At 67.4% G+C, this 12,685-nt stretch carries 13 protein-coding genes; 6 read left to right on the top strand and 7 right to left on the bottom strand.

Annotation, left to right across the window (positions count from 1 at the left end; all coding sequences use genetic code 11):
• Nucleotides 1-88: 88 nt before the first annotated feature.
• The gene (gene dinB / locus B146_RS0106205) at nt 89-1,234 is read left to right on the top strand and encodes a DNA polymerase IV (protein ID WP_051091521.1); all 1,146 of its coding nucleotides are present in this window, start codon (nt 89-91) and stop codon (nt 1,232-1,234) included.
• A gap of 462 nt (nt 1,235-1,696) precedes the next feature.
• Here the strand turns inward: dinB and B146_RS0106200 are convergent, their stop codons facing one another.
• Nucleotides 1,697-2,005 (bottom strand): helix-turn-helix domain-containing protein, encoded by a 309-nt coding sequence (locus B146_RS0106200; RefSeq protein WP_019995556.1) that lies wholly within the window; start codon nt 2,003-2,005, stop codon nt 1,697-1,699.
• A gap of 251 nt (nt 2,006-2,256) precedes the next feature.
• Here B146_RS0106200 and B146_RS0106195 point away from each other — a divergent pair, with 251 nt between their 5' ends.
• The 5 genes from B146_RS0106195 to B146_RS25215 all read left to right on the top strand — a co-directional run bounded on the left by B146_RS0106195 (nt 2,257) and on the right by B146_RS25215 (nt 7,957).
• Nucleotides 2,257-2,874, top strand: a complete 618-nt coding sequence (locus tag B146_RS0106195; protein WP_019995555.1) for a hypothetical protein — start codon at nt 2,257-2,259, stop codon at nt 2,872-2,874.
• Nucleotides 2,875-3,076: 202 nt separating this feature from the next.
• Nucleotides 3,077-3,412 carry a hypothetical protein gene (locus B146_RS25225; protein WP_019995554.1) on the top strand — a complete coding sequence of 112 codons (336 nt, stop codon included), beginning with the start codon at nt 3,077-3,079 and terminating at the stop codon, nt 3,410-3,412.
• Nucleotides 3,405-5,336: an AAA family ATPase gene (locus B146_RS27605; protein ID WP_019995553.1), complete on the top strand. Its 1,932-nt coding sequence runs from the start codon at nt 3,405-3,407 to the stop codon at nt 5,334-5,336. Before B146_RS25225 ends, B146_RS27605 begins: the two co-directional genes overlap by 8 nt.
• A gap of 160 nt (nt 5,337-5,496) precedes the next feature.
• Entirely contained in the window at nt 5,497-6,603 is a 1,107-nt protein-coding gene (locus tag B146_RS0106180; protein WP_019995552.1) for a nucleoid-associated protein, read from the top strand.
• A complete protein-coding gene (locus tag B146_RS25215; RefSeq protein ID WP_155897390.1) occupies nt 6,566-7,957 on the top strand; it encodes a hypothetical protein in 1,392 nt (463 codons plus the stop codon). Before B146_RS0106180 ends, B146_RS25215 begins: the two co-directional genes overlap by 38 nt.
• 144 nt (nt 7,958-8,101) lie before the next feature.
• On the opposite strand, the gene dmeF is transcribed toward B146_RS25215, so the two are convergent.
• From dmeF to B146_RS0106140, 6 genes are all read right to left on the bottom strand, one after another.
• Nucleotides 8,102-9,091: a CDF family Co(II)/Ni(II) efflux transporter DmeF gene (gene dmeF, locus B146_RS0106170; RefSeq protein WP_019995550.1), complete on the bottom strand. Its 990-nt coding sequence runs from the start codon at nt 9,089-9,091 to the stop codon at nt 8,102-8,104.
• Between the two features lie 14 nt (nt 9,092-9,105).
• Entirely contained in the window at nt 9,106-9,384 is a 279-nt protein-coding gene (locus tag B146_RS0106165; protein WP_019995549.1) for a metal/formaldehyde-sensitive transcriptional repressor, read from the bottom strand.
• A gap of 182 nt (nt 9,385-9,566) precedes the next feature.
• Nucleotides 9,567-9,938 carry a hypothetical protein gene (locus tag B146_RS0106160; RefSeq protein ID WP_019995548.1) on the bottom strand — a complete coding sequence of 124 codons (372 nt, stop codon included), beginning with the start codon at nt 9,936-9,938 and terminating at the stop codon, nt 9,567-9,569.
• A 505-nt stretch (nt 9,939-10,443) separates the two neighbouring features.
• On the bottom strand, nt 10,444-10,728 hold the full coding sequence (locus B146_RS0106150; protein WP_019995546.1) for a copper-binding protein: 285 nt from the start codon (nt 10,726-10,728) through the stop codon (nt 10,444-10,446).
• A gap of 32 nt (nt 10,729-10,760) precedes the next feature.
• Nucleotides 10,761-11,252: a cupredoxin domain-containing protein gene (locus B146_RS0106145; RefSeq protein ID WP_019995545.1), complete on the bottom strand. Its 492-nt coding sequence runs from the start codon at nt 11,250-11,252 to the stop codon at nt 10,761-10,763.
• A 43-nt stretch (nt 11,253-11,295) separates the two neighbouring features.
• Nucleotides 11,296-12,681 carry a multicopper oxidase family protein gene (locus B146_RS0106140; RefSeq protein ID WP_026358370.1) on the bottom strand — a complete coding sequence of 462 codons (1,386 nt, stop codon included), beginning with the start codon at nt 12,679-12,681 and terminating at the stop codon, nt 11,296-11,298.
• Between the last annotated feature and the right edge of the window lie 4 nt (nt 12,682-12,685).

The following is a 12,685-nucleotide window of genomic DNA, read 5'->3' as shown; positions in this document are numbered from 1 at the left end:
CGGTTGAGCCGAGTTCGTCCGTGGAGTACATTTCGTGAACACGGAGCGCATGGGGGAGCTCAAACTCTGGGGAATGCAAGGCCCGGCAATGCCCGACACTGACCCGGACCATACGCAGGCCGCACTTGCGTCGGATGCGCTCCGTGAGCCGGCGCGTCAGCGTAAGGTCATCCATGTCGACATGGACGCTTTCTATGCGAGCGTGGAGCAAAGGGATAACCCAGCGCTGCGCGGCAGGCCCGTCGCCGTCGGAGGATCGCGGGAACGGGGCGTGGTCGCGGCGGCGAGCTACGAAGCGAGGCGCTTCGGGGTTCACTCGGCCATGCCGTCAGTCACCGCGAAGCGCTCGTGCCCCGAACTCGTGTTCGTGAAGCCGCGCTTCGACGTGTACAAGGAAGTCTCGCTTCAGATCAGGGCGATTTTCTCCGAGTATACGTCCTTGATCGAGCCGCTGTCGCTTGACGAGGCGTACCTCGACGTCACCGAGAATCTGAAGGGTGTCGAGTACGCCACCCAGATCGCGAGGGAGATACGGGCTCGCATCTGGGACGAAACCAGCTTGACAGCGTCTGCTGGCATCAGCGTGAACAAATTTTTAAGCAAGATGGCATCCGACCAAAACAAGCCGAATGGCCAGTTCGTTATTACTCCGGATATGGCTCCATCGTTTGTCGCCAGCCTCCGTATCGGCAAGTTTCATGGCATCGGACAAAAGACCGAGGAGAAGATGAATCGTCTCGGCATCTTCACTGGCCTGGACTTGCGGGCGAAGTCGGTTGATTTCCTCCGACAAAACTTCGGGAAATCCGGGATTTACTATTATTGGATCGCCCGAGGTATCGACGAGCGCCCAGTCCAACCGGATCGCGTCAGGAAGTCCGTTGGTGCCGAGAACACCTTCGAGCACGACCTCTCCTCCTACGAGGAGATGACTGAAGTCCTGGCTCCGATCATCGACAAGGTATGGAACCACTGCGCGAGAACCGGGATACGCGGACGTACCGTCACCCTGAAGGTCAAGTACCAGGACTTCCAGCAGATCACGCGAAGCCGGTCGGTGCAGGACGAAGTCCAGAGTAGGGACGGCATCGCCCGGATCAGCGCAGAACTGCTCGCGGGTCTCTTCCCCATGCCAAGGCCCGTCCGTCTCCTCGGCGTTTCCCTTTCGGGTCTCAACACCGAGGCCGACGAGGTCGGGACGGATGATGGCCCCCAGCTCTCGTTGGCGTTCTAGGAAAGTCGAACCAGGCGCCGGGGCGAGAAGCTCCGGTCCCGTGCATCGGCAACCCGTACCGCACGCCATGCGCGCCATCGGCAGAGGTGCAGGTTCGGCTCGGGCGGCGACCGATATGCGCTTCGTCCAGTCGTTGTCCCATCGGGCGCCCCTGACCGATGCCCGCGCGCCCGCCAGTGGGCGGTGAGGGCATCCGAATGGAGCATTGGGGATGCCTGCCCATTCCTCCCGCGCCGGCCCCGACCTCCGAGCGCTTGCTGCGGTCGAGGACGCGGATCGAGGCCCACCCTTCCTTGCCGCCCCGTGCCTGGCCGGCACCCCCTTGCTATCATCTGAAGCTAAGGTGCTGACCTCCCGCCCCATCCGCAGTCGCCACGACCTGACGTCGAACGTGCCGCGCGCCGAACATGGAGTCCAGTTGGGTCAGGCCGCTCTCGAATGGAGGTGGCGGGCGGACTGCTATCAGGTTTCAGGTTCGGCTTGGTTCATCCGGCTGCGACGCTGGTCAGCTCGTTTCCGCGTCCAGTCCAAACCGGTTTCGCGAGAGACGCGAACGCCAGGACCATGCGACTCCGTCTCGCCCAAGAAGATCACGCCCTCTTCCTCCAAGACCTGCTTCAAGATCTCCAACGTGGAGAGCAGGCAGTCGGGATTGCCCGCCTCCAAGTTCAGGAGCGAGCGGCGCGACACCTGGGACCGTTCCGCCAACTCGTCGAGGGAGAGTTTGGCCAGCAGCCGCGCGGCTTGGAGGAGGTTCGGATCGAAGGGCATCTGCGCCTGAGCATCGCCCCTGTGCCACTTTTGTCAACAATTAGCGAGGCCGTGCGTTCCGCTGCACCTGAGGTGCAGTGCGTTAGCTTGAGAGTGCAGTCCATTGCATGTTTCGTTTCCACGTCGTAAGGAATCGCCATCGAACGACGGCGTCGCCGATTCGCGGGGGACGACCCTTCCCGCGGCGGGGCGCGCGAGCGGAGGTCGATGACGTGCCCCCAGTCCCACCCATTCACGAAGAGATCCTGGGAATGGCCCAGGCACGCCGCGACCGGAGGTCCGCGCGCCATGCGGACGAGGCGAACCGTCGGGAGACTTCACTCGGGGCACGCCTCCCGTCCGCCGAAGAGCTCCTGCGCGGCCATCCGCTCCTCGGGAAAGACATCAGGCGCGACATTGAAGGATTCGTGGATAGCGCCTTTGTAGAGCTGACGGACGAGGAGGCGGCAGCCTCGCTGCGCCGGCTTGCGGAGGCATCGCGCGTCGGCAAGCAGGACGGTGAACCGGACGACACGGCCATCCTGAGTGCGCTGCGGGCATGCCGCCTGTCGTCCGAAGCAGACGCAGACGGTAGCATTCGCCTCCGCTGCGTGATCTACGCCGCACTGCTGGGCGACGTCGACGCCGCGCGTGCCGTTGCCGCGGAAGCCGCGCTCGCAGCCTACGTACAGGACTGGCACCTCGAGGGCGACGGCAGCGAGCTCGTCTGGCAGGCCGCGGCATGGTCCGCCTATGCCGCGGCCCAAGTCGGCCCCTTCAGGCGGCTGCCCTACGCAATCACCGAAATGCCGTCGGCCAGGGAGCGCGTGGACGCGTTTGCCGACGAGTTCCGCCTCAGGGTTGGCCGCGTGGCGGTCGAGGTGGACTGACCGTGCGGTCCGTTCCGAAGGCAGGCTTGGCGGAGGCAAGCGCCCCGCAGGCGCCGCACCGGGGACTGGCACCTTGTCGGGTCCTGTGGCACCAAGCGGCGCCGGGTCTAGCCATCCCCACCGCACGGATATGCCTCGCCAACTGACGCCCACCATCGTCGGTACCGCGCCGCCGCGAGCGGCCAGAGCGAGAGCACACCCCATGACCATCCTTCTGACCGCTCCTGGGTGGCGAGACCAGCTCGACACCGAGATCGAGCGAGTTTCCGACCTCCTGCGCGACCTTTGCCACCTTCGCGATCGCGGCTTGCCCCGGGGTCACATCTTGGCCGCCGCGCCCCTTCTCGACGACGGGTCCCCGGCCGCGCGCAAGGTCCCTTGTCTCGTGGGACGCCCCCACGGCCATCCGCACGTCTCCGGACGAAAGGCTGCCGTGACGTCCCCGCTGTGCTTTCTGTCCCTCGAGCAAGGTTTCGCCCGCACCGCCAGCCGCTTCTGGCGCCTGGGCGACGCCGCGGCGGAGGTGTCCGATGTCTAGGCGCCTCGACATCACGCCCAACTCGATCGCCGGACGCCTGATGCCCGCAACGAGGATCGCGGACGAACTGCTGCGGGCGACGTTCACCGAGGGTCGATTTCCTCAGGCCCTGTCGCGAACGGCGAGCCTCGTCGTCGTCTACGGAATTCGTCCCGACGACGCCGCCGTCCTCAACCTGGCCGCGCAGGACCTGATCGGCGGCACCGAGGACGACGCCTGGAGCGTGGATGCCAAGGTGCGGGATTGGACGGACTTGGAGGGGCAGCGTCCAGACTACATCCAACGTCTCTTGAACGAGGCCAGCGTCGCAACCCGCACAATGATCGTGCTTTGCACGAAGCGTTCGGAGGTGCCGGCCGTCGTGGCCACCGTCGCCGACGCCGTCCTGCCGCTCGCGAGTCGCACGGCGGTGGTTGAGTGCTTCGTCGAGGAGATCGGCAAGTTTCGGGCCGACGAGGCGCTCGTCAGGCGCCTGTCGGCGTTGCCGCTCACGTACCTCAACCTTGTCCTGCGCCCCGGGGCGTCGCGCGAGCGCATGTGGACCGTCGCCGGTCGGCTGCGGCGAACGGCGAGCGGGAACGGGGACGGCAAAGCAAAGCCGCACGGCCAGAAGCAGCGGAGGACGCCGGAAGTCATTCGGCCCGTTTCCCCGTCCGGCGACGGACACCCCGAACGGCTTGAGGACCTGCACGGCATGGGGGAGGGGCAGCGGTGGGGCCTGTCGCTCGCCGCCGACCTCGCGCGTTACCGGGGGGGAGCCTTGCCGTGGTGCGACATCGAGAACGGTGCCATCCTCCATGGTCCGCCCGGGACGGGGAAAACGTTGTTCGCCCGTGCGTTGGCGGGGTCCTGCGGCATCCCGCTGTTTTCGCATTCCTTCGCTTCATGGCAGGCCAAGGGCCACTTGGGCGACTTGCTCAAGGCGCTGCGCGCTGCCTTCGACGAGGCCCGCAAGTGCGCGCCGTGCGTCCTCTTCATCGACGAGCTCGATTCCGTCGGGAGCCGGGACGAGCCTGTCGGCGACCACAGCTCCTACCAGCGACAGGTGGTGAATGGTCTCCTAGAGTCTCTCGACGGAACCGTCGGGCGTGGCGGGGTGGTAGTCCTCGGAGCCACAAACAAGTTGGATAGCATCGATCCTGCGATCCTGAGGCCCGGCCGGCTCGGCCGCATCGTCGAGATCCAGCTTCCCGACCTCCAGGGCAGGCTCGGCATCCTGCGACATCACTTGCGCGGCGAGCTGGCGGACGTCGATCTCGGTGGGCTGGCGGACGAGGTGGGAGGGGCGTCGGGTGCCGTGCTTGCCCAAATCGTTCGCGAGGCGCGTGCCGCGGCCCGGCGGGAGAGCCGTCCCCTGTCCGAGGCCGATCTTTGGGCCGCCGTTCCAAAGGGCGTCGAACTCACCGAGGCGTCGTTCCGGCGCGCATGCGTGCACGAGGCCGGGCATCTCGTCGTCGGGATGGAGTTGGCACCCGTTTCGGGCCTCGTCCCCACCGGCGCGTGTGTCCGGCGCCACGTCCGGCACGGCAAGGCGAACAGAACCGACTTCCGGATGGTCGAGGGGTTCGACAGGACGCGGGAGTGCGTCGAGGCTATCCTGATGGTGTTCCTGGCAGGCATGGCAGCGGAGGAGGTCATCCTCGGTTCTCGCGGCGACGTGTCGGGCGGCAGCGCGGACGCGGATCTCGTGAGGGCGACGAGGCTCGCCCGGTCGGCGGAGCGCTCGCTCGGACTGGGCGAGAGGCTGTCGTCCGTGCCGAAGGAGGATCTCGCAGCGGGCGACGATCCCGACTTGCCAAATCGCGTCGAGCGTCTCCTGTCGACGTGCCTGGCGGAGGCGCGGCTTATCGTCGAACGTAGGCGCGACGAGGTAGGGGCCCTTTCAGCAAAGCTGGCCGAGCTCGGAACGGTCGACCTGATCTGACGCAGCGGATGGCATCCGCCGTCACCTCCGGGGAAACCGTCGACGCCACGGCGCCCGGCTCGCGTTTCCGGCGGCCTGGCCCACAATCGGGGGTGGTGCATTCGATTGTAGGATCCGGTGCGGCTTGTTAGGGATTCGACGGAAGCGCGTCGGAGGAATCATGCTCAGCGAAGAAGAGATCGGGACACTCTCGATCGACAGGATGGTGTTCCACGTCGTGCGCCCGGACGTGCCGGACCCGCTCTTCCTGGCCGAGGCGGTCCCCCCGCAGTTCCCCGAGTTCTTCGTCAAGCGTGTGGTCGACACCCTCCGCGGGGCCTCCTACGACTTCAACGAGGGATCGGGCATGCCCGCCCTCGTGTCCGCGGCGCTCGGCGCGGAGGACGCGGACGGGGAGGACAAATTCATCGCCACGTCGAGAAGCCTCGCGAGGCGATTCAAGGAAAAGGTGAAGGGCGACAACCGCATGGCTGCGGGCGCCCTGATGCTGCTCGCGATGAGCACGGGGGACTCGAAGCTGGTCGCCCTGATCAAGTTCGACCACCACGCCGTCATCAGGTACAGCCTGGAGAACACGGACGGGGCGGATCCGAAGCCCCTCATGGAAAGCGTGAAGGAGAACTTCTCGCAGGACCGGAAGGCCATGCAGAAGTCCGTCGTGATCCGCTTGGCCGACCCCGGCCACGCGGACGCCGCGCGTCGCCGCCACCGTGTCGTGGTGATCGACAGGTCGTCGTCGAGGTACCGGGACGCGACCCAGCACTTCGAGAATTTCCTGGACGTCCGGCGGACGTTCGAGAGGGCCGACCTCACCCAGAAACTCTTCGAGGCAGCGAGGGCGACCATCGAGAGGCACAGGGAGGAGATGCCGCTCGAGGTGGCGAAGGCGCCGACCCGGCGGCTGCGCGAGACATTCGAGCGGCTGGAGGGCTTCGACAGCGACACGCCGGAGGAACTCTGGGGTGCGCTGGCGGGCGGACTGGACGGGCCGGCCAAGGAGGCCGTCCTCAAGACCTTCGGACGCGAGCTTTCGACCCGCGCCATCTCCACGGAGTCGTTCGAGTTCGACCGGAAGCAGCTCCCCAAGCGCGAGTACAAGCGCCTCGTCGCGAGGGAGGGCTTCGCCCTTTGGTTTCGCGAGGAACACGAGGAGAATGGTATCGTGAAGGTCGAACGCGACGAGGACGGGTCGGCCACGATCACGCTGAGGACCGCCAAGCTGGTGCAGGATGACGAGACCGACACCCTCCCTAAGGTTACTAGCTGAGCTGCACCCGGCCGGGGACGGGGTCATCGAGGACGCCTCTGGCTGGCGCTATGCCGGGATGTCCGGGCCGGGCGAGGCCGAGGCGCTGCGCGCGGCACACGATTTCGCCGACGCCAACGGCTGGTCGATCGAGGTGCGGGATGGCGAATTCGAACCGATCCCCGAGCAGGCGCTGGTCGCCGGCGACTGGCCCCGCGACCTCAACATCCTCGTGAGGAAGCCCGTCGACGCGGCGGCCGCTTGGTTCCTCGGGGCGGGTGCAGCCCTGAAGGCATGGGACGATGCCCAAGTCGGCGAGGCCGCCACGATACACGTGCTGGCCGACTTCCGCCCCTTCCGGGCGGGCGGCAAGGCGGTGCTCCCCTGGGACGGGACCGCCGTGCCATCCGCGGAGGCGAACGCCGCCGAAGTGCCGGATGCCGTCGCGGACGTCAGGCGCGGGATAGTGCGCGACCTCTCTGGAGGACGGATGCCCGGCGACCTTTTTCGTTGGACACCCCCGACCCCGTTGCCCGTCGACGGCTTCTCGTCCTCCTTCATGGTGGCAGCCGCCGGCCGGCTGATGCTTGCCTTCGCATCCGAGGTCGAGGCAGCCGGGGACGGCTCCCGCCGTGTTGTCCTCAGCGGACTGAGGAAGCGGACCTTCTCTGCTCCTCCGCCGGTCCGCTGTTCGCCGAGCCAGTTCGAGGCGCTGAGGGAGGCGGCGGAATGGCTCTTGGTGCCGTCCCGCGACGCGGAGGCGCGCCATCAGATGCTCGTGAGGCGGCTCGAGCCCTTGGTGCCGGACGGGATGGAGGACGACTGGTGGGGAGCGATCTCTCCCCACCTTCGGGAAGCGCTTTCGGGCGCAAGAACGGAATACCGCACTTTCGTGACCTCGAAGTCAGCCGACCTCTTGAAGACCATGGCCGACGTGCGCAAGGGAGTCGCCGACGACGTCGACAGGATCGTGGCGCGGACGAACCGCACGTCGCAAGCGTTCATCGGCGGGCTTGGCGTTCTCGCGGCCGGCCTCGGGGTGAGGATTGCCACATCCGCCGCCGCCCCGACGGGAGCGCTGCCGGCCGCAATCTTCTGCATCGTCGTCCTGTTCGTGACGTGGTCCGGCCTGAGATTGAACGAGCTGGTGTCAACGCGCTCGCTCCTGTCCGATCTCAGGCATCTGCGCCGTTGGCATTCGCGCCTTCACCAGAGCCTCACGCGGGCGGAGTACAGGACCCTGGCGGTGTCGCCCGTCATCGAGGCGGTGAAGCTCTACAACGAGACACGCCGAAAGACGCGGCGAGCCTTCAACGTGGCGGCGTGCATTTTCGTCTTGCTGGTTCTCCTCGTTCCCCTCATCGGCGCCCCATAGCGCGTCTCGGCCCCCGTTTCTCGACCGTCGACACCCCCATCCCTTGTGCGTCGGCCACGGCAAGGGCGGGGCGGCAACACCTTCGCAGCCCCAACGAGGGGTGCCTTCGACCGATCGGGACGTCGGCATCATCGACGATTGCCGCTACGCCGCCCGCGGACGAGCATCGACCTCGACCGTCAGATGGGACAGGTCGTGGATGTGGGCGAGCTTCGCCCGGTAGGCGTCGAGCGGCAGCGGGCTCTCCGTCGCGATCGAGACGATGGCCGCGTGGTGCCCGGGGCCGACCTGCCAGACGTGGAGGTCGGTGATCCGGTCCCCGTCGGCCTCGATCGCCACACGGATCTCCTGCGGTAGATCCTCGCCCTCCGGGACGTAGTCGAGCAGCACCGCCCCGGCGTCGCGGACGAGGCCCCACGACCAGCGGGCGATCACGAGAGCGCCGACGATCCCCATGACGGGATCGAGCCACACCCAGCCGTAGAGGCTGCCGAGCGCGAGTGCGGCGATCGCCAGCACGGAGGTCAGCGCGTCCGCGAGGACGTGGAGGTAGGCGGCTCGGAGGTTGTTGTCCCGCCCGCCGGCGTGACCCGCGTCACCGTGGTCATGGTGGTCGTCGTGGGCGTGGTCGTGATGGCCGTGGCCGTGGCCGTGATGGTGCCCGTGACCGTGATGGTGGTGGTCGTCCTTCAGGAGCCACGCGCTGACGAGGTTGACGACGAGCCCGACCGCGGCGACGCCGATCGCCTGCCCGAACGAGATCGGCACGGGCGAGGCAAGCCGCAGGGCGCTCTCGTAGGCGATGAACAGAGCGATCAGCGCCAGGATAACGGCGCTGGCGAAGGCGGCGAGGTCGCCGAGCTTGCCCGTCCCGAAGGTGAAGCGCGGGTTCCGGGCATGTTTGCGGGCGAAGTAGTAGGCCCCCGCCGCGATCAGCATGGCGGCGGCGTGCGTCGACATGTGCAGCCCATCGGCGATGAGCGCCATGGAGCCGTAGACCGTGCCGGCCACGATCTCGATCGCCATCATGGCAACCGTCAGGGCAATCACCGCCCACACCTTGCGTTCGTTGCGGGCGTGCCCGTCGCCGAGGAAGACGTGGGCATGCCCCGCCGCGTGGTTCGTCGTCGACATCGTCTGCGTCTCCGTCACTTCAGGTAGGTCCGGACGACCGCGAGAAGGTCGGCCGCGCCCTTCGCCCGCTCGGGGTCCGGCTCGTGCTCGGGGTCCACGACGTGGTTGCGCACGTGCTCCTCGATCAGCTCGACCGTTAGCCCGTTGAGGGCGCCGCGGACGGAGGCGACGAGCTGGAGGATGTCCCCGCAGGGGGCCTCCTCGTCGAGGCTTCGGGCAACGGCTTCGAGCTGGCCCTGAAGCCGGCGGACGCGGGCAATGAGCTTGGTCTTGTCTTTGATGAGGTGTCCCATGGCATACCCCCCTACGCTATATGGGTAACGGTGGCCACGGCTTTCTACGCGGCCGGACGGAGCGATCGCTCGTCGACGCTTGGTCGCGGGCGGCCCGGTCGATTGAATTCATGCGATACTCGAACGGAGGACTGCTTGATCAGGTCGGGCCGCCTCCAGACGGCCCGACCAGTGCTGCGACGTCAGCGACGGCCGTAGCTCGATCCGGGCACGAGGAACGAGGGCGCGACCTCGGTCGTCGCGACGGGGACATGGGACGTCCCCTCGACGACCGACTTCAGGGCCACCGCCTGCTCGGCCTTGGTCGCGTGCGAGGAGGCAATCAGCCCGGGGATGAATGCCTCGTTCCGGGGCAGGGGGTAGCCATACTGGCGGAACTCGTGGGTCAGGTTGCTGGCCGACGGATCGCCGCCATGGTGGTCGTCGGTGGCCACCCGGTGCGTCTGGATCCCGTCGGCCTGGTCGAGGAAGTAGTCCGATCCCGGCACGAGGGACTGGGCGGACGCCGCGGGGGTGGTCAGCGACAGGAGCGCGAGGGCAAGGGTAAGCTTCATGACATGGGTCTCCGTTTGCCGTCCGGTTGCGGAACGGCGATGTTTGGTCTTGGGGTCGTGGCAAGGGGTCGTGACGGTCGTCGGCTACGTGGCCGTGAGCGTGGATCGGTCAGCGATCCGGCGCGGCCCGCCCGGCGGTCAGGTCCGTCCGTCTCTCGGCACGCCGCTGGGAACGGGTGGCTCGTAGCTCCAGGCCAGCCGTTCGCGATCGACGGCGAACGTCTGCGCTCCGCCGTACCCGACGGTTGTCGCCTCGCCGTGGTCGGGAAGGACCGCCGGGCATCGTTGGTCGCAGCTCGGAGCCGGAAGCGCCGTGGCTCCGGCCCGATGGACATCGGTCTGCGCGGACAATGTCGGGACCGTTCGTGCGGCGCCGTGCGCTGCCGACGCGCCACCCGGCGACAGGGCGGCGGCCACCAGCATCAGGAGCAGGATGAGGGATCGCATGGGAAGGAGCGTCTCCGGCGATGCGGCGGATGCGAGGGCACCCGCCGCATCGACATCGTCACTTGATGTCGGTGACGGTCAGCTTGCCGCGGACCTTCTCGGCGACGAACTCGATCCGCTTGCCGACGGCGGCCTTCTTCAGGGTCGCCTCATCGGGCACGGCGAACACCATGGTCATGGCCGGCATCTCGAGCTCCTTGAGCTCCTCGTGCTTGATCGTGACCTTCTTGGCCTTCTCGTCGACCTTGGTGACCTCGCCCTTGGTGTACTCGGCGGCCACGGCGGGAAGCGCGGTCGCGCATGCGACGAGGGCCGCGAGGGTCAGCTTGGCGTACGTCTTCATCGTCTGTCTCCTGTCGGGGTTCGGTCGGGGGTTCACTTCATGACCACGAGGGGGCCGTGCATGCCGGCCTCGTAGTGGCCGGGGATCAGGCAGGCGAACTCGAAGTTGCCGGCCTTCGAGAAGGTCCAGACGATCTCGCCCTTGGCGCCCGGCTCGAGGCGGATCGCGTTCGGGTCGTCGTGCTCCATCTCGGGGAACTTCTGCATGAGCGCCTTGTGCTCGGCGTTCTTGGCGGGCTCGTCCATGACGAACTCGTGGGCGCTCTGGCCCGAGTTCGTGAACTGAAGGCGGACCGTCTCGCCTTGGCGGACCTGGATCTTCGCGGGCTGGAACAGCATCTTGCCGTCCGGGGTCTCCTTCATGGTGACCTTCAGGACGCGGGCGCTGGCGCCCTTCTCGGCGGCCTTGCCGACCGCGAGCTCGTCGTGCCCGCCGGCATGGGTGCCCGACGCGGACGCCGGCGCGGACACGAAGCCGGCGATCGCGGCGGTTGCCGCGGCGAAGGCCATGTGGGTGAACTTCATGGTGTTCGTTCCTCTGGTGGGGTTGGTGGTTTCGCGGCCGCGGTCAGTGGCCGGAATGGTCTGCCGGGTCGGCGGCGGCGGTCTTGCCCGCGGGCCTGAGGCTGCTGCCGTCCTGGCTGCCGGCGGGGGCGGACGGGGCGTCGGGAAGCGATCCCGTCCACTCGTACGCGACGGTGCCGGGAGGGTGCTCGTAGTCGCCGGGATCCGCGTAGGACCCCTTCTCGATGCCCTCGCGCACCTTCACGACGGTGAACATGCCGCCCATCTCGAGGGAGCCGAACTGGCCCCAGCCCGTCATCATCGGGATGGTGTTGTCGGGAAGCGGCATCGACATCTCCGCCATGTCGGCCATGCCCTTCGTGCCCATCGGCATGTAGTCGGGCTGCACCTGGCGGATCTTCTTGGCGACCTTGGTCTTGTCGACGCCGATGAAGGTCGGGATCTCGTGGCCCATGGCGTTCATCGTGTGGTGCGACTTGTGGCAGTGGAGCGCCCAGTCGCCCTCGTAGATCGCGTCGAACTCGTAGGCGCGCATCGCCCCGACGGGGATGTCGATCGTCACCTCCGGCCAGCGCGCCTCGGGCCTCACCCAGCCGCCGTCCGTGCACGTCACCTCGAAGTCGTAGCCGTGCATGTGGATGGGGTGGTTGGTCATGGTGAGGTTGCCGACCCGCACGCGCACGCGGTCGTCCTTCCTCACCACTAGCGGGGCGACGTCGGGGAAGACGCGGCTGTTGATGGCCCACAGGTTGAAGTCGGTCATCTCCATGACCCGCGGGATGTAGGTGCCGGGGTCGATGTCGTAGGCCGAGAGCAGGAACACGAAGTCCCGGTCGACCGGCATGAAGTTCGGATCCTTCGGGTGGATCACGAAGAAGCCCATCATGCCCATGGCCATCTGGACCATCTCGTCGGCGTGCGGGTGGTACATGAACGTCCCGCTCTTCTTCGCCTCGAACTCGTAGACGAAGGTCTTGCCCGCCGGGATCGGCGGCTGGGTGAGCCCGGCCACGCCGTCCATGCCGCAGGGCAGGATCATGCCGTGCCAATGGACGCTGGTGTGCTCGGGCAGCTTGTTGGAGACGAAGATGCGGACCCGGTCGCCCTCGACGCACTCGATCGTCGGGCCCGGGGACTGGCCGTTGTAGCCCCACAGGTACGCGGTCATGCCCTCGCCCATCTCGCGCTCGACGGGCTCCGCCACGAGGTGGAACTCCTTCACGCCGTTGTTCATGCGGAAGGGCAGCGACCAGCCGTTCAGCGTGACGACGGGGTTGTAGTGCGGCCCCTCCGACGGGACGGGCGGGACCTGCGTCGCGGCGCTCTCCATGACGGGTGCCTCGGGCAACCCCATCGCGGACGTGCGGGACCACGCGGCCGCACCCACGAGCGCCGCGCCGGCGCCGATGAAACCTCTTCTCGAAACCATCTCA

The sequence above is a fragment of the Aureimonas ureilytica DSM 18598 = NBRC 106430 genome (genome assembly GCF_000382705.1).
Taxonomy (GTDB): Bacteria; Pseudomonadota; Alphaproteobacteria; order Rhizobiales; family Rhizobiaceae; genus Aureimonas; species Aureimonas ureilytica.
The sequence above is the reverse complement of the archived record's forward strand: the minus strand, read 5'-3'. Positions and strand labels throughout refer to the sequence as shown.